Origin of the sequence: Streptomyces bacillaris, from assembly GCF_003268675.1 — a bacterium.
Taxonomy (GTDB): domain Bacteria; phylum Actinomycetota; class Actinomycetes; order Streptomycetales; family Streptomycetaceae; genus Streptomyces; species Streptomyces bacillaris.
Genome location: NZ_CP029378.1, coordinates 7,608,313 through 7,626,232, shown reverse-complemented (window position 1 = coordinate 7,626,232; position 17,920 = coordinate 7,608,313). Strand labels below are relative to the sequence as shown.

General features: G+C 71.6%; 8 protein-coding genes and 1 pseudogene. 2 read left to right on the top strand and 7 right to left on the bottom strand.

Annotated elements, in window-relative coordinates:
• Positions 1-21: 21 nt before the first annotated feature.
• From DJ476_RS36195 to DJ476_RS33205, 5 genes and pseudogenes are all read right to left on the bottom strand, one after another.
• The gene (locus DJ476_RS36195; protein ID WP_404827602.1) at positions 22-5,877 is read right to left on the bottom strand and encodes an SDR family NAD(P)-dependent oxidoreductase; all 5,856 of its coding nucleotides are present in this window, start codon (positions 5,875-5,877) and stop codon (positions 22-24) included.
• Between the two features lie 123 nt (positions 5,878-6,000).
• Positions 6,001-10,868, bottom strand: a pseudogene (locus DJ476_RS36190) (amino acid adenylation domain-containing protein); the annotation flags it as partial.
• Positions 10,869-11,269: 401 nt separating this feature from the next.
• The gene (locus tag DJ476_RS33215) at positions 11,270-12,448 is read right to left on the bottom strand and encodes an acyl-CoA dehydrogenase family protein (protein WP_093751414.1); all 1,179 of its coding nucleotides are present in this window, start codon (positions 12,446-12,448) and stop codon (positions 11,270-11,272) included.
• 102 nt (positions 12,449-12,550) lie between these two features.
• A complete protein-coding gene (locus DJ476_RS33210; protein WP_103417003.1) occupies positions 12,551-13,711 on the bottom strand; it encodes a methyltransferase in 1,161 nt (386 codons plus the stop codon).
• 202 nt (positions 13,712-13,913) lie between these two features.
• Complete coding sequence (locus DJ476_RS33205; protein WP_019765974.1) at positions 13,914-14,126, bottom strand: hypothetical protein; 213 nt, start codon at positions 14,124-14,126, stop codon at positions 13,914-13,916.
• Positions 14,127-14,292: 166 nt separating this feature from the next.
• Between DJ476_RS33205 and DJ476_RS33200 the strand changes: the two genes are divergently transcribed.
• Together DJ476_RS33200 and DJ476_RS33195 are read left to right on the top strand one after the other, a co-directional pair.
• Positions 14,293-14,844, top strand: a complete 552-nt coding sequence (locus DJ476_RS33200) for a GH25 family lysozyme (RefSeq protein ID WP_112492251.1) — start codon at positions 14,293-14,295, stop codon at positions 14,842-14,844.
• A gap of 219 nt (positions 14,845-15,063) precedes the next feature.
• Positions 15,064-15,882, top strand: coding sequence for an endonuclease I family protein (locus tag DJ476_RS33195; RefSeq protein WP_112492250.1), 819 nt, complete (start codon positions 15,064-15,066; stop codon positions 15,880-15,882).
• 21 nt (positions 15,883-15,903) lie between these two features.
• On the opposite strand, the gene glsA is transcribed toward DJ476_RS33195, so the two are convergent.
• Together glsA and DJ476_RS33185 are read right to left on the bottom strand one after the other, a co-directional pair.
• Positions 15,904-17,256 carry a glutaminase A gene (gene glsA / locus DJ476_RS33190; RefSeq protein ID WP_112492249.1) on the bottom strand — a complete coding sequence of 451 codons (1,353 nt, stop codon included), beginning with the start codon at positions 17,254-17,256 and terminating at the stop codon, positions 15,904-15,906.
• Positions 17,257-17,270: 14 nt separating this feature from the next.
• Complete coding sequence (locus DJ476_RS33185) at positions 17,271-17,867, bottom strand: hypothetical protein (protein ID WP_112492248.1); 597 nt, start codon at positions 17,865-17,867, stop codon at positions 17,271-17,273.
• Positions 17,868-17,920 lie beyond the last annotated feature (53 nt).

Here is a 17,920-nt window from a genome sequence, read left to right as displayed (position 1 = left end):
CAGTCCCTTCGGAGGCCGCGATCAGATCGCGAGCGCGGTCAGCTCGGCGATGCGGGCGCGCACCAGCTCCAGTTCGCCGTCCGGCACCGCCGCCGGTTCCCGGACGTCGGCGGGTTCGGTGTCCGGCAACACGGCCGTGGGCAGGCTGACTTCGTCGTCGCCCAGCACGATGCCCCGGTCGTTGAGCGCGGGACTGAACTTCATCAACGTCAGTCTGCCGACCGGCGCCGCGCAGAGCCGTTCGATCGCCGCCGTCAGCTCGTCCGGCTGGATGAGCGGTGCCTGCGCTCCGACCACCGCGCCCCGCTCTCCCTCGGTGGGTGCGTTGTTGAAGCAGTACCCCAGGTTCAGCACCTTGCCTTCGGCCCCGTACTCGCGTTGCACGGTCAGTGCGAACGCGTCGAGGAACGTGCAGGCGGCCGCGTAGTTCGCCTGCTTGATGGCCTTGAGGTAGGAGTTGATCGAGGACAGGAACAGGGCGAAATCGAGCGATTCCCCGCCGAACACCTCCATGCACCGGACGCCGGCGTCGACCTTGCCGCGCAGCACGTCCTCGAACTGCGCCTCGCTCATCCGGGACAGGGTCGCCCCCGCGAACACGAGGCCCGAGTGGATGACGCCGTGCACCGCGCCGAACCGTCGTACGATCTCGTCCTTCGCCGCGCGCAGGGACGCGAGGTCGGTGGCATCGCACCGCAGGTAGAGCGGCGCGGGCCCGTCCGCGCCGGTCGCCCGGGCGACGGCGGCTTCGACGCGCGCGTCCTGCGGCCTGCGGCCGAGCCACACCACCTGGGCGCGGTACCGCCGGATCAGGTACTCGCTGATGACCGTGCCGAGGGCGCCCGCCCCGCCGATGATGACGTACGTGCCGCCCTGCCGCAGCCGGGACGACGTGGGCGGGGCCGGCCGAACCGTCATCAGCCGCTGCTCGTGCCACCGGCCGTCGCGGTGGATACGCAGGTTGCCGTCCGGATCAGCTGCCAGGTCCAGCACCGCGGCGAGCGAAGGCGCGTCGTACTCCTCGACGTCCGCCACCCGCACCCGCCAGTTCGGGTACTCCTTCGCGGCCGCCCCCGCCAGGCCCGCGACACCGGCGTGCGCCGGGTCGACGGCCTCGGCCTCATGGACGGCGTGCGCCCGCTCGGTGATCACGGTGAGGCCCAGGGAGCGGTCGCCGTACCCCGCGGCCAGCAGGGCTTTCACCGTACGGAAGGCGTGCAGCGAGCCGTCGGCCTGGTCCTCGACGACGCTCGCCGCGGACCGGTCGTCCACGGCGCCGGGCGCCACCCAGATCAGATGGTCGAGTTCCGGGACCGACCGGAGAGCCGTCTCCAGGTCGTCGTGCGTACGCCGCGCCGGGTCCGCCACCACGTGTGCGCCGGGAAGGCGCGCGAGGAGAACGTCCCGTGCCCGCCCCGGGGGCGCGATGATGCCCACGGACGCGGAACTCGGCGGCCACGGCGCGGATTCCGTCGGCTGAACGGGATCCCAGACCGGTATCAGCGTGGTGACGCCGTCGTCCGCCGGGGCCGCAGTCGTCTCCTCGGCACGCGCCGGGTCCGGCGTCCACTCGGTCCGTCGGCCTGCGATGCCTCGCAGACGCAGGCACACCGTGCCGTCGTCGGTCGTGAGGTCGATGTCGATCCGGTCCGCGCCGTGCGTGTCCTCGGCCCGGCGTATCAGGGCCCACATCGTGGTCGCGCCGGGGGCGAGGACTTCCACCGACTTGATGGTGAACACCAGCCCGACCCGGTCGTCGCCGCCGTCGCCGTCGCCGTCGAGCAGGCGCATGCACTGCATCGCCGCGTCCACCAGCGCCGGGTGCGGAAGGGGACCTTCCATGGATCCTGACGCCGCGCCGGGCAGCCTCAGTCGGGCGAGCACCCCGTCGTCGCCGCGATGAACCTCGGCGACCCCCTGGAACGTGGGGCCGTAGGCGATGCCGCGATCCCGCCACTCGGCGTAGAACCGCTGGGGGTCGAATGCCGTGGGCCGGAAGTCCCGGAGCAGCGCGGGCAGATCGAGCGCCCGCACGGCCGTCGGCTCCGTGGCGGACACCTCGCCCTGACAGTGGAGTACGGGCTCGTCTCCGGCGGACTCCGTGGAGGACACCGTGAACCGGGTGACGTCACCGTCCGCGCGGAGAGCCACTCGCAGTGCGCGCGGTGCCCCCGGCACCGAGAGGGGCCGCAGGAAGACGACGTCGTGCAAGCGCACCGGAGCGCTCGCGGTCCGCCTCGCCGCAGCCGCGGCCCACTGCAGATACATGGCACCCGGGGCGATCCCGGTTCCCTGTATCCGATGTTCCCGCAGGTAGAACTCGTCGCCGGTGAGGAGTTGCCCGTCGTGCCGCGGTGCGTCGTCCGCCGCAGCGCGGTTCGGCAGTGCGTAGCGTTCCCGCTCGAAGGGGTAGCCGGGCAGCGGAACGCGACGGTAGCGGCTGTCCCGGAACAGCTCGGCGAAATCCGGTGCCTCACCGTCGAGGAACTGCTGGGCGAGTGCCTGCACCTGGGAGTCCGCGCCCCGCGCCGGAATGTCCTGCCCGGAGAGCCAGGCGGTGCACCGGCTCTCCAGTTCCGTGATGTCCCGGACCACCGTTGCCCATCGGTGCCGCAGGTGTCTGCGGCCGAGCAGAAGGGTGTGGCTCACGTCTCCGGGATCGAGGTCCGGGTGCTCGCGGCAGTGGCGCGCGAGCCGGACCACCTGTTCGCGCAGGGCGTCCTCCGTCGCGGCTGACAGCGCAATCAACCGAGCCCTGCCCTGCCTGCTCAGCGGCGGCGTCGGCGTCGGCGGTGCGGACGGCTGCTCGATGACGGTGTGGGCGTTGGTTCCGCTCGCGCCGAGCGATGTGACGGCGGCGCGCCGCCTGCCCCCCTCGGGCACGGCCCACCGCCTGGGCTCCGTGTGTACGAAGAACGGGCTGCCGGCCAGCGTGACACTGGAGTTCGTCTCCGTGTGGTGGGGCAGGCCGGGGATCACCTCGTGCCTCATCGCCAGCAGTGTCTTGATGACGCCGATCACGCCGGCCGCGGCCTGCGCATGGCCGATGGAGGCCTTGGTCGAGCCGAGCGAGCAGAACCGCTCGGCGTCCGTGAAGCCGCGGAACGCGCGGTCGAGCGCCCGGAATTCCACCGGATCACCGAGCTTGGTCCCGGTGCCGTGCGCCTCGACCAGTCCGATCCCCGCCGGGTCGATGGCGAAGTCCTGGTAGATCTGCCGGATCAGCCGTTCCTGCGAGGTCCCGTTCGGCGCGGCGATCCCGTTCGTCGTGCCGTTGTGGTTGATCCCGATGCCGCTGATCACGCCGTGGATGTGGTCGCCGTCCGCCTCGGCGTCCGAGAGCCGTTTGAGGACCAGCGCACCGACCCCCTCGGCGGGCACGAATCCGTCGGCCGCCTGGTCGAACGCGCGGCTCCGGCCGGTCGGGGAGAGCATTCCGGCCCGCGACGCCGCCAGATACAGCCGCGGCGAGTTCTGTACGTAGACCCCGCCCGCGATCGCCGTGGTGACCTCGCCCGCCCACAGGGCCTGACAGGCCAGGTAGAGGGAGACCAGCGAGCTGGAGCACGCGGTGTCGACCGCGAGCGCCGGCCCGTGCAGGTCCAGGTAGTACGCGATGCGGGACGGCACGAGCGAGTTCATGTTGCCCCACAGCGCCTGGCCCGGGTAGTCGGACGGCCCCGTCAGATCCAGGTAGTCGCCCGCGGCGCAGCCCACGTAGATTCCGCACCGGTCCCGGTCGAGCGAGTCGCCCGCGTGGCCCGCGTCCTCGAGCGCCCGCCACGCTTCCTGGAGGAACAGCCGCTGCTGCGGCTCCATGTAGACGGCCTCGGCACCGGAGATCCCGAAGAAGAGCGGGTCGAACTCGTCGACGCCGTCCAGGAGGCCGCCGTCCAGGCAGACGCTGCCCAGCGACGCGAGGTCCCAGCGGTCCACCTTCGAGACGGCGTCCCGGCCGGAGGCCAGCAGGTCCCAGAACGCGTCGGTGTCCCGGGCGCCCGGGAACCGGCCACTCATACCGACGATCGCGACGGGCTCCCGGCCACGGCCCGACGGCTCGGGTACGGCGGGCGCCTCGGGTACGGCAGCCGGCTCCGGTGCAGCGAAGGGCTCGGATACCACCGACGGTACGGGGGCGGCCGACGGACCAGGTACGGGAGACGGCTCCGGCACCGCGGCCACGAGGGCGGCACCTTCCTCGTCGACGATGAAACGCGTCAGCCGCCTGATCGACGGGTTCTCGAACAGCACGCTCGGATCGAGGTCGGTGCTCAGCGACTCGTTGAGCCGCTGCACCAGGGAGACGCCGGTGAGCGAGTCCAGTCCGTAGTCGGCGAAGGGCTTGTCGGCCGCGAGCTCATCCGCCGTCAGCTTCAGCGTCTCGGCGAGGATCGCCTCGACGGTCGCGCGGACGTGCTCCTCGACCGAACCGGACGCGGCAGGCCGCGGATCCGGGCGCGAACCCCGGTGCGGGACGGGCGAGCCGACGCGCGCCAGGAGTACCTGCTGGCCCAGGTCGCGGGCGGGTTCCGCCAGCGGCTCGACCGTGTCGAACCCGCACTCCCGCAGCACGTCGCGCCACGCGTCCGGGGACAGCGCCGGTCCGCCCTGGATACGCCGTCCGTCCGTGAACCGCCACCACCCGTCGAGGAGCCCGAAGGTCAGGTGCGACCACCAGTCGTTCCGGGCGAGTTCGTTGAGTACGAGGACTCCGCCGGGCCGCAGCAGTGCTCGGGCATGGCGCACCGTCTGCACGATGTCCTCGGTGGCGTGCAGGACGTTGTTGGCGACGACGATGTCGTACTCACCCGTGGCAAGGCCCTGTGCGCCGGGCTCCCGCTCCACGTCGAAGGCCGAGAAGGACACGTAAGGTACACGGTCGGCGAACCGCCGCTCCGCGTCGATCAGGAACGCCTTCGATATGTCCGTGTAGCGGTACTCGGCGAGGTCGCGGCCCGCCAGTCGGGCGAAGACGCGCTCGCTGGTGCTGCCGGTGCCCGCTCCGATCTCCAGCAGCCGGATCCCGTCGCCGCGGGCGTCCACCTCCGCTCGGACCGCACCGGCCGTCACGTCGTTGAAGTAGTCGGCCGTCGCGTTCCCCCGGTACACCGGTTCGACCAGCTCGAACGAGCCGCCCGGGAACATGACCGCCGTGGCCTTCGTCCGCCCGGACAGGATCGCGGGCAGGGCCTCGATCATGCGCTCGGTCAGGCCGGTCTTGGCCGCCACCTCCGGATCGTCCGCACGGGCGTCCTTCCACGCACGCCAGGCGCGCCAGACCTGTTCAGGGTCCGGCGCGCTCTTCCCGGGCGCCACGAAGTCGCCCTCACGCACGAGTTCTCCGTGGTTCAGCAGCACGGTGACCGTGTGGTCGAGCCACTGGGCGAGGGAGAGCGTGATCCGCTGCCCGATCAGGTCGCGACGAACGGGCTCGTCGAAGAGGCCCGCCGCCACGAGCTGGGCGAGCACGAGCGGGCGCGAAAGGCTGTCCAGCTCTTCCGTGGCGGACGTGCGACCGGACAGGAACGTCTCGACGCCCTCGGGCCCGGCCGCGGCCACGAGCAGCGCTTCCGCGTCGAGCGGGTCGGTGGCCCGAGGCGCCGACACGGCGCTGAGCCGATCGGCGGCCCGGGGAACCGGCACGGCGTCGAAGGAGTCGGCGGCCCGAGAGACCGACACCGCCCCGCCATCCGGCCAGTACCGTTTCGCGGCGAACGGATACGTCGGCAGGCTCACCCGCACCGGCGGGCGGGCGCCGTGGTGGGCGTGCCAGTCGACGTCGATGCCGTTGACCCACAGGGGCGCGATCTTGTCCCACTCCCCGCGTTCGAGCCACCGGGCCAGGAGGTCCCGCAGCTCCCCGGGGCGCTCGAACATGGCCCGCAGCTCGTCCTCCGGCCGTCGGGCCGTCCCTTCGAACACCGTTCCGCGCGCCCCGCGCTCGACGTAGTCCTGAAGCGATGCGATCAGCCCGTCGACGTCGTTCGCGACGAAGACCACGCGTTCGGCCATCGCCCGCCGTCCGACCTGCAGCGTGTACGCGAGCGACGCCAGGTCGCCGTGCGCGTCCCGGTATCCCGGCAAAAACTCCAGCAGCTGTCGCGCGAGGACGCCGAGCCGCTCCCCGTCGCGGGCCGAGAGGACCACCGCCTGGGGGCCGGGGCGTCCGGCGGCGGCCTGCACACCGGTCGGCGCCTGTTCCAGCACCGCGTGCGCGTTGGTGCCGCCGATCCCGAAGGAGCTGAGTCCCGCCCGCGCGGGTCCGTCGCCGTCCAGCGGCAGATTCCGGTCGGCCACGAAGAACGGCGAATCGTCCCAGTCGATTTCCGGACTCGGCACGTCGCAGTGCAGGGTCCGGGGAACCTCGCCGTGCTGCAGGGCCAGGGCCACCTTGATGAGGCCCGCGATCCCCGCGGCAGCGTCCAGGTGACCGATGTTGCTCTTGACCGAGCCGATGGCGCAGTACTGGCTGCGGGCCGTGTACTGGCGGTACGCCTCGGTCAGCGCCGCCACCTCGATGGGATCGCCCAGCCTCGTGCCCGTACCGTGCGCTTCGACGTAGCTGATGGTCGACGGGTCCGTGCCCGCCTTGTCCAGCGCCTTGCGGATCACCTCGGCCTGGCCGCGTACACCGGGCGCGTAGAACCCCGCTTTGTCGCCGCCGTCGTTGTTCACCGCGATGCCGCGGATCAGGCAGTAGATGTGGTCGCCTGCGGCGATCGCCTCACCGGCGCGCTTGAGGACGACCACGCCGACACCCTCACCGCCGGACATGCCGTCGGCGCCGTCGGCGAACGCGCGGCTGCGCCCGTCGCTCGAGAAGTTCAGGCCCGGCTGGTGCACGTATCCCAGTTCCCCCGCGGAGAACAGGCTGGCCGCGCCGACGAGCGCCTGGTCCACGTCACCGGCCAGAAGTCCCTGACAGGCGACGTGCACCGCGCTCAGCGCCGAGGAGCAGTTGGTGCTCACCGCCATGCTGGGGCCGCGCAGACCCAGCTTCGTGGAGATCATCGTGGGCACGGTGCCGCCTTGCGCGAACAGCCACGCCGCGTACGTCTCGGAGCCGGCCAGGACCCGCGGGCCCGAGGCGTTCGCCATCAGGGCCGGGAGCAGGGCCTGGTAGAAGTTCGAGCTGGTGGAGGTGGTGACGCTGGTCTGGGGAACGTCCTCCGGGCGGTAACCGGCGTCCTCCAATGCCTGCCACGCGTGCTGCAGCAGCAGGCGCGCCTGGGGGTCCATGAACTCGGCGTCGCGGGGCGAGATGTCGAAGAACGCCGCGTCGAACTCCGCCCTGCCCTCCACGACCGACCGCTGCGGTACGTATCCGGGTCGGGTGATCAGCTCCTCGGGCACTCCGAGCGCGCGCAGCTCCTCCACCGACCAGGACGTGGCGCCGCTGCGTCCGTCCACGAGCGCGGACCAGAAGGCACGGTGGTCCAGGGCTCCCGGGAACCGGCAGGAGATGCCGATCACCGCGATCGCATCACCGAGCGAGGCGTCGTCGGCCGCCGGAGTGGTACGGCGCGGATCAGGGTGCCGCTCGGGCTCGACCGGCTGCGCCGCAGATCCCTGCGCCCCAGCGGCTGCCTGTCCAGCACGTGCCTGCCCGTGCGGTGCCTGCCCACCCGGTACCTGCCCGGCAGGCAGCAGCCCCGTCAGGTGCCGGGCCATCGCCGCGACGGACGGGTGCGCGAACATGCTGGTGGGCCGCAGCGAGCAGCCGAACTCACGGTTGATCCGCTCCACCGCTTCGATGGCCGCGAACGAGTCTCCGCCGATGTCGAAGAAGCCCGCGGCACGGTCGATGTCACGCGAGCCGAGCACCTCTTCGAAGATCCCGCGCACGGTCCGCTCGACGTCGGGCGCGGCCACCGGACTGTCGGCAGTCTGGCTGTCGGCGGCCGGGCTGCCAGCGGCCGGGGGCGGCTCCGTCCGCGCGGCCTCCGCCAGCTTCGCCCGGTCGACCTTGCCGTGCGGCGTGAGCGGAAAGGCGTCCAGGGCCACGAACGCGGCAGGCAGCATGTAGGCGGGAAGGGTCTTGGCGAGTTCCGCGCGCAGCAGCGCGGCGTCGACCGGCGCGTCCCCGTTCCCCGTGTAGTAGGCCGTGAGCCTGTCGGAGAGACCGGCATGCTCGAGCAGGACGATGCTTCGGGCGATCTCCGGGCGGGCGTCGAGCACCGCCTCGATCTCACCGGGTTCGACGCGGTGGCCGCGCAGTTTGAGCTGGTTGTCCATCCGGCCCAGGACGACGATCTCGCCGTTCGGCAGCCGGCGCGCGCGGTCGCCGGTCCGGTACAGCCGTCCGGGCGCGAACGGGTTGTCCAGGAAGCGCTCGGCCGTCAGCTCCGGCCTCCGGTGGTAGCCCAGGGCGACCCCGTCGCCCGCGATGTGCAGCTCGCCGGTCACGCCGACCGGCAGGGGGTTGAGGTTCCGGTCGAGGACGTACAGCTGGGTGTTGGCGATGGGGCTGCCGATGGTCACCGGCTCCTCGCGGCGCAGCCGCTTGGCCGCCGACCAGATGGTCGTCTCCGTGGGCCCGTACAGGTTCCATGCCTCGCCGCGCGCCACGAGTTGGTCCTTCAGGCCGTCCGGCAACGCCTCGCCGCCGCACAGCACCTTGACGCCCTCGGTGTTCTGCCATCCGACGCGCACCAGCATGGCCCAGGTCGCCGGGGTGGCCTGCATGATGGTGGGCCGCCAGTCCGCGACCTTCTCGGCCAGCAAGGTGGCGTCTGCGGCCGTCGCCGCGTCAGCGACGCAGACCTGCCCGCCGGTGATCAGCGGAAGGTACAGCTCCAGGGCGGCGATGTCGAAGCTGTGCGTGGTGACGGCCAGCAGCCGGTCGTCGGACGTCACTTCCAGCGTGTGGGCCATGGCCAGCAGGAAGTTGGTCAGCGCCGTGTGCGGAACGACGACGCCCTTGGGCTTCCCCGTGCTGCCCGAGGTGTAGATGATGTAGGCGGCCCGCGGTGTCGCGGCTCGCGGGTCCGGCGCAGCGCCGGTCGTCTCCCCCGCCGCTGCCGGTGCCTGGGCGGCCTGGTGACCCTGGCGGTCCGTCACGTACAGCCTCGTCTGCGGCGTCCCCACGGCGGCCAGCCTGTCCAGCACCGCCTCATGGCAGATGACGAGGTGCGCACCGCTGTCGTCGACCATGTAGGAAAGGCGTTCGGCCGGCGTCCGGCTGTCCAGGGGCAGGTACACCGCGCCGAGCCCCATGACGGCGAGAAGGGCCACGACCAGGTCCGCCGACCGTTCGTAGCAGACCCCTACGACGTCCCCGGGGCCGACGCCCTGACGCCTCAGCGTCTCCGCCAGCGCCGAGCTGCGGTCCGCGAGTTCGCGATAGGTGAGAGTCCGCTGCCCGCAGGTGACCGCCGGGGCCTCCGGGTTAGCCTCCGCCTGCTCCGTGAAGAGATCCCAGCACGTCCGGTGCGCGGGAAGGTCGGCCTCGGTGCGGTTGAATTCCTCGATGACGAGACGCCGTTCCTCGTCGTCGAGCAGGTTCAGCCCGCCGATCGGCGACTGCCCGTCCGCGTCGAGGATGCTGTCCACCAGGGTGGCGAAGTGTCGTGCCATGCCCGCGACGGCGTCGGCCGGGAAGGCGTCGGGGTGGTACTTCCAGTTCACCAGGAACCCGTCACCGGGAGCCACGTCCACCGTGAGGTCGTACTCGCCCAGTTGGTACAGCCCGTCGACGAGGTCGAAGTCCGTCTCGCCGGTGGCGCGGGCCCGCTCGCCCAGGTAACCGGAGAGAGCGGAATCCTGGTAGTTGTACACGATCTGGTAGAGGGGTGACCGCGGGTTCACTCCCCGGGCGCCGAGATCGGTCACGATCCGGTGGAACGGGTAGGCCCCGTGCTCCAGCACGTCGAGCACCGTGGACTGTACGCGCCGGGCGAACGAGGTGAACTCCTCGGAGGCGTCCGGTCTGCTCCGGACGGGCAGCGTGTTGACGAAGTGGCCGACGATCGGGTCGAACTGTTCCGTCGGGCGCCCGGCCACCGGCATCCCGATGACGAGGTCCTCGCTGCCGGTGTACCGGTGCAGCAGCGTCAGGAAGGCCGCCAGGAAGAAGATCCCCGGGCTGATCCCGTGGGCGGCGGTGAAGGCCGCGACGGCGGCGGCCCGCTCCTCCGACAGCCGGCTGGTGTGCACCTCGCCCACATGAGGCGCGTCCGGCTCCAGGGCCACCTGGGAGGGTAACCCGGTGAGGACGTCCGCGCCGGCGAGTTCCCTCACCCAGAACTCCCGGTCCTCCACGGCGCGTTCACCGGTGAGCGCGTCCCGCTCCCACGCGACGAACTCACCGAACGAGGCGGCGCCCACCTCGATCGGGACGTCCCGCCCCTCGACCCGCGCCCGGTAGGAACGGAACAGTGTGTCGATGACGAGACGCGCCGACACCCCGTCGATCACGAGGTGGTGGACGACCAGCAGGACGTACGCCTCCGAAGCGGAGCACCGCAGCACGGCCAGCCTGGCCAAGGGCCACCGGCCAGGTCGAACGGCCGCCTCGCCCTTTCCTTCAGAAGGTCCGGCACCTGGTCGGACGGCACATCGGAGATGTCCACATCCTCGATGACGAAACCGTCCGCATCCCCGTGGGACAGAAGCGGCCCGTCATCGGTCTCGCGCACCGTGGCCGAGAGCAGCGGATGCCGGGAGAGCGTGTCGCGGAACGCGGCCTGAAGCGCCTCGGTGTCGACGTCCGCGGCCGAAAGACACACGGGAACGTTGTACGCGTACGTCTCCGGCTCCAGCTTGGCCAGCGCCCACAGGCCGCGCTGCCCCTCGGAGAGCGGAGTGTCCGCACGCCGGGAGAGTTCGGCCAGTACCCCCGCCGTCGACACCTTGCCGTCGGCGTACATGCGGGCGAGCGCGTGAAGGCTCATGACGGATTCCCTCCTGCCACTCCACCGGACGGTTCGGGACGGTCGGACCGCTTCGGCACGCTCACCGGCATCTCGGCCAGGTCGTGGGACCAGCCGTGGTGGGTACGGGCGCAAGGGCGGATCGAGCCGAAAGGGGCGCGGCTCACCGGGGTGCCGCGGTCAGGGCACGAGTCGGGGCCTGCGCGCAGGAGCGAACAGCAGGCGTCCACGGATGTGCCCTCGGTGTCATGACACTCAGTATGTCTCGCAGGCCGTTGCGTGTTCACACGTTTGTTCCACTGTGAAACACGTCACTTGTATGTTTCGGCCAGCGTGGAATGCGTGATCCATGCTGTGCGCTGCGTGCTGCCGCCGTGATGCGGCGTCCTGCCGTCCGTTCACCGCCGCACGCGTGGCATCCCCAGTCCGATCCAGGAGATGATCTCGCGCTGGATCTCGTTGTTGCCGCCGCCGAAGGTGAAGATGACCGCCGACCGGTAGCCGCGTTCCAGTTCGCCGTGGAGGACCGCGCCGGTGGAGCCCTCCTTCAGGGGGCCCGCGGAGCCGGTGATCTCCATGAGCCAGGCGTAGGCGTCGCGGCGGGCCTCGGAGCCGTAGACCTTGACGGCCGAGGCGTCCTGCGGGGTGAGGGTCCCGTCCTGGAGGGCGGCGACCATCTGCCAGTTGAGCAGTTTCATGGCGTCGAGGCGGGTGTGGGTGCGGGCGAGGAGGGCGCGGACCCAGGGGAGGTCGATGACGCGGCGGCCGTCGGCCGACTCCGTCTCCGCTGCCCAGCGTTGGACGTTGTGCAGGGCACGGACCGCCATGGTGCCGTGGGCGGCGAGGGTGACGCGTTCGTGGTTGAGCTGGTTGGTGATGAGCCGCCAGCCCTGGTTCTCCTCGCCCACCCGGTGGGAGACGGGGACGCGTACGTTCTCGTAGTAGCTGGCCGTGGTGTCGTGCGAGGCGAGCGTGTTGATGAGGGTGCAGGAGTAGCCGGGGTCGCTCGTGGGGACCAGGAGCATGGTGATGCCCTTGTGCGGCGGGGCGTCGGGGTCGGTGCGGACGGCGAGCCAGACCCAGTCGGCGGTGTCGCCGTTGGTGGTCCAGATCTTCTGGCCGTTGACGACGTACGTGTCCCCGTCGCGGACCGCGCGGGTCCTGAGGGCGGCGAGGTCGGTGCCGGCGTCCGGTTCGCTGTAGCCGATCGCGAAGTCGATCTCACCGGCGAGGATCTTCGGCAGGAAGTACGCCTTCTGCTCCTCGGTGCCGTACCGCATGATCGTGGGGCCGACGGTGTTCAGGGCCATCAGCGGCAGCGGGACGCCCGCCTGGGCCGCCTCGTCGAAGAAGATGAACTGTTCCATCGGGGTGAGCCCCTGGCCGCCGTACTCCTCAGGCCAGCCCGCCCCCAGCCGGCCATCCGTGCCGAGCCTGCGGATCGTCTCGCGGTAGAAGCGCTTCTGGGCGGCGGGTTCCGCATAGCGGGCGTAGGCGTTGTCGGGGACCAGGGCGGCGAAGTACGTACGGAGTTCGGTGCGCAACTGCTCTTGTTCAGGCGTGTATGCGAGGTGCACGACCCCTCCAGAGTCTCGCGTCTGCGTCGCCCGTGTGCGGCGGCGCACACAGTAGAACGTGTTGCAAGAATCCGGAAGGGCCGGGGCGACGGGGATGTGCCGTCAGCGCTTCACCGCGCGCAGGACCACGAACTTCGGGTCCCCCGCCACCGTGGTGCAGTTGCCGAAGATCCGGCGCAGATGCGTGTGGTACGAGAGGTGCCGGTTGCCCACCACCCAGAGTTCGCCGCCCTGCCGCAGCGCCGTCCGCGCGCCGACGAACATGGTGCGGGCGGTGGCGTCGGTGGTCGCCAGGTGGGAGTGGAACGGCGGGTTGTTGAGCACCAGGTCCATGGAGCCGGGCGCCAGGTCCGCGAGTCCGTCGCCCACCAGGAAGTCCGCCTTCGCCCCGTCCGGCGCGCCCAGGCGGAAGGTCTCCTCGGCGGAGGCGACGGCCCCGTACGACTCGTCCACGAAGGTGAGGTGCGCGTCGGGGTTCGCGAGCGCGGCGGAGAGGCCGAGGACGCCGTTGCCGCAGCCCAGGTCGGCGATCCGGACCGGCCCGGTCCTGGTGGGCAGGTGCTTCAGGAAGAAGCGGGTGCCGATGTCCAGCCGGTCGGCGCAGAAGATCCCGGCGTGGTTGACGACCGTGCGGCCGGAGGCGGGGCCGATGCCGGTGGGGAGTTCGTAGCGGTACGGCCACGGGTTCGGCGTGCGCTCCGGCGCCGGGTCCGGGTCGGGGGTGGTGAAGATGAGCCGCGCCTTCCGTACCGCCAGGGAGGTGCGGGTCGGCCCGATGATCCGCTCGAAGAGCTTGAGGGTGGAGGTGTGGATCTCCTTGACCATGCCGGTGCCGATGATCACGGTGCCCGCGTGGACGGCGGGGGCGATCCGGTGGAGCTGGTCCTCCAGGAACGCCAGGGACTTCGGCACCCGTACGAGCAGGACGTCGACCCGCTCCGGCGGGGTGTCGCGCGAGGACAGCAGCGTCACGGCGTCGGCGTCCAGGCCGTTGCGCTCGAGGTTGGCGAGGGTGGCGCGCCGGGCCAGGTAGGAGTCGCTGATCTGGACGGGCCGGTGGGCGGCGAGCGCGGTGGCCAGGACACCCCACCGGTCCCCCACGACGGCGACCGTGCCCGAGAGGTCGACGGGCCCCGTCTCGGCGTCCGTCAGCTGCCGGAGCAGGTATTCGTCGGATGCGTCCCAGGCCCGGAAGGGATCGCTCGGGTGCTCGGGGAAGCGGGCCAGCTCGAAAGTGCCCTGTGAGGTCGTCAAACGGTTCATATGCCGCTCAGGCTAACCGAGAGGCCGGGGGCGCCCCACACGCTCCCCGGCCCCTCGGTCGTAGCGCGACCCGACGGCGGTCCTAACGCGACCCGACGGCCCTGTCCGCCGGGGCCGCTCCGGAGTCCCGGCGGGCCTGTCCTTCCGGTCTCCCGGCGGATCTGTCCGTCCCGGTGGTCCCTGCGCGGGGCGGTGCGCTCCGTCAGGGCAGCTGTCTGTCGAGGGCGGAGCGCCCCTCGTCGGCCAGCTTGCGCCGCGCCCACTCCAGGGTCTCGGGCGTCACGTCCCGCCCGGAGGCGAGCACCAGGTCCTCCGCGCTCGGCCGGTCGCTCCCGCCCGTGTGCAGGAGCCGGTCCGGGGTGATGCCCGACGCCTGGGGCGCGGGCGCGGATACGGATTCGGGGTCTTCGCTCATGCCGCCTCCTCCTCGTCCTTGTGCCGCAATTCTCGCGCCGTACGGGCCGGGCCGCATCCGAGGGGCCCGGGCCCGGTGTGCCACCCGGGAGAGTGAATCCGTCATTGGGCCGGACGAGGAGTGGGCAGAACCGGAACGTCGTTTCTCATCTCTCGAGGCGGTGCCCATGCTCCACGGCGTCGACGTCAGCGCCTACCAGCCCTCCTACGACACGGACGGCCTCGACTTCGTCTTCATCAAGTCCACCGAGGGCCGCAGCTACGTCAATCCGCGTCTCGACGCCCAGGTGAAACGGGCCCGGGACGCCGAGTGCGTCGTCGGCTTCTACCACTTCCTCTGGCCGGGGGACATCGAGGACCAGGTGGCGTACTTCCTCGGCAGGACCCCGGAGAAGGAGGGCGACCTGCTCGCCGTCGACTGGGAGCAGACCGGCGGCGGAACGCGCGCGAGCAGCGCGGAGAAGGACCGTTTCCTGCGCGCGGTGAAGCGGGAGCGGCCCGGTCACCGGGTCCTCCTCTACTGCAACCGGACCTTCTGGCGCACCCATGACACCAGCGGCTACGCGGGCGACGGGCTCTGGATCGCCGACTACGTCTCCGCCGGGAAGCCCCGGATCGAGGCGTCCTGGCGGATCCACCAGTACACCGACGACCCCCTGGACAGGAACGTCGCCGACTTCGGCTCGGTCCAGGCCCTGCGCGACTGGGCCGCCGGCTAGCCGCACCCGCCGGACAGCGCCTGCCCCCCCCCGGAGCGGGCCTGCTCCCGGGGCCGACCGGGCCCAATCTTGACCTGCACATGATAGGTACACAGCGTTCACACGCGGGCCACGGTCCGTGTGCGACTCTCCCGGGTACCACCCATCGCACGGCACCCCGACGAGCGCCCCCACCCAGGGCGAGCGCCGTGGCGCCCGCGTTCCGAGAGGACACCCCACATGTCCCGTCGCCATCCGTTCTACGCGCGTCCGCTCCTGGCCACCGCAGCGGCCGTAGCCGTACTCGCGGGCACCGCCGCCGCTGCGCCCGCCGACACCCCGCCCGACCGTCCCGCCACCCTCGCCGCCGCGCTCGACGACACGTACTACCAGGACGCCCTGGGCAAGACCGGTTCCGAGCTCAAGGCCGCCCTGCACACGATCATCAGCGACCAGACCAAGCTCTCCTACAGCCAGGTCTGGGACGCGCTCAAGGCCACCGACGAGGACCCGGCCGACTCCTCCAACGTGATCCTGCTCTACACCGGGCGCTCCCAGTCCAAGAACGACAACGGCGGCAACGCCGACCAGTGGAACCGCGAGCACGTCTGGGCCAAGTCGCACGGCGACTTCGGCACGGCCACGGGCCCGGGCACCGACATCCACCATCTGCGCCCCGAGGACGTGTCGGTCAACTCCGCCCGCGGCAACAAGGACTTCGACGAGGGCGGCGGCGAACTGGGCGAGGCCCCCGGCAACTACACCGACGGCGACTCCTTCGAACCGCGTGACGCGGTCAAGGGCGACGTCGCCCGCATGATCCTCTACATGGCGGTCCGGTACGAGGGCAACGACTCCTTCGCCGACCTCGAACCGAACGAGCAGGTGAACAACGGCTCGGCCCCGAAGATGGGCAGGCTGTCCGTGCTGAAGCGGTGGAGCCAGGAGGACCCGCCGGACGCCTTCGAGAAGCGCCGTAACGACGTCATATTCGAGCGGTTCCAGCACAACCGGAACCCGTTCATCGACCACCCCGAATGGGTCGACGCCATCTGGTAGTCCCGGCCTCCCGGCCCCGGGTCACCCCTCCCCGGCCAGGGCCTTCGCGCTGCCCTCCACCGCGGCCTCCCGGGTCGCGTAGCGCGGCAGGTCCTGGCCGATGCCCTCCCGGACGACGTCCGGCGGGCCCAGCAGGTCGCGCGGGTCGACGATCGCGACGCGCCGGCCGTCGGCGGAGAGCCGGCCCAGCCCCGTGTGCAGCATCCCCAGGCCGACGGAGTCGGCCGAGGTGACGTCGTGGAGGTCGAGCACGACCGGGCTCTCCTCGTCCGGCCCCGACTCGTCCAGGGCGTACAGCACCCGCTCGGCGGCCGTGAAGTCGATGGACCCCTGCGCGGCGACCACGCCGACCTGCTCGTGCAGGACCCGCTCGTGATCGGCCGAGGGCGCGGACGGCAGGTCGTCGGCGGTGGTGACCAGGCTGACGGTGGAGCCGGGCAGCGCGGGGTTGAGCATCAGATGGAGCCCGTACCGCTCCGAGAGCGCGCGCAGCGCCGCCTGGCCGCGTACCGAATTGCCCGCGGTGTCCAGCGGCGGGCTGTAGGTGGCGAGGCCGAAGCGGGCCGGGCCGACCGCGATCAGGCCGCCGGAGACCCCGCTCTTGGCGGGCAGCCCGATCCGCAGCAGCCACTCCCCCGAACCGTCGTACATCCCGCAGGTGGCCATCACGGCGAGCACCCGGGAGGTGACCTCCGCCGAGACGACCTGCTCCCGCGTGACGGGGTTGAATCCGCCGTACGCGAGGGTCGCGGCCATCGTGGCGAGGTCGAGGGCGGTGACGCGCACCGCGCACTGGCGGAAGTACCGGTCCACCGCGAGCACCGGGTCGACGGGCATGGTGCCGGTGGCGCGGATCAGGTAGGCGAGCGCCCGGTTGCGGTCACCGGTCGTCGCCTCGGAGGTGAACACCTCCTCGTCCACATCCAGTTCACGCCCGGCGAAGCGGCCGAGGCAGTGCAGGATGCGCTCGAAGGCGGGTTCGTCGGGGGCGTCGGGGATCAGGGCGGTGGTGACGATGGCCCCGGCGTTGACCATCGCGTTGGCGGGGCGGCCGGTGCCCGGTTCGAGGCTGATCGCGTTGAAGGCGTCGCCGCTCGGCTCGGCGCCCACCCACCGGCTCACCTCGTCCAGGCCGAGGAGGGAGAGGGCGAGGGCGTAGATGAACGGTTTGGAGACCGACTGGATGGTGAAGGGCACGTCGGCCTCGCCCGCGCTGTAGCAGTGGCCGTCCATGCTGACCAGGGCCAGCCCGAAGGCGTCGGGGTCGGCGAGCCCCAGCTGCGGGATGTAGTCGGCGGGCCGGCCGCCGGGGAGGTCCCGGAATTCGGCGCGCATCCTGTTGAGCGAGTCGGTCACCGCGTCGGAAGCACTCATCTGCGTCTCCTTCCTCAGCCGCGCTCGGCCTGGGCGACCCGGGGAAAGGTCTTCACCCCGGCGGCCTTGCGGCTGTTGGCCTGGGCGGTGACCGTCCGGTCCGGCGGGGCGTCCTCCACGCCGACGAACACCGTGTCGAGGACCTTGTCCTCCGCGTCGACGAACTCCACCTTCACGGCGTAGAAGGCGGGCGCGTCCGTGGGGTTGGTGATCCGGACGAGGGCGCTGCGGACCTCCTCCGACGCGGCGACGGGCAGCCCGTTCACCGAGACGTCGGCGACCGCGTTGCCCCGGCCCTGGACGCCTCCGAGCTTCGCGGCGGCCTCCTGCCGGAGGCGTTCGGTCTCGGCGGAGACGGAGGCTGCGAAGCTCCGCTGGGTGCGCGGGCTCTCCCCCGCGGAGGGCGACCCCTCCGGTTCGGCGTGCGGGGACTCGGACGACGACGCCGACTCCGCGTGCTCGGAGTGTTCCGGCGTGAGCGTCCGCACGCTTTGGGAGGTGCCCTCGCCGCTGGTGTCGGAGTCGCAGGCCACGGCGGAGGCGGTCAGCAGGGCGCCGGCCGCGGCGGGCACCAGGAGCCGGGCCCTGCGGCGGTGGAGGTTCGCTGTCACGGACGATCCGTCCAATCGAGGGATGAGAAGCGGGCGGAGGGGAACGCGGAGGC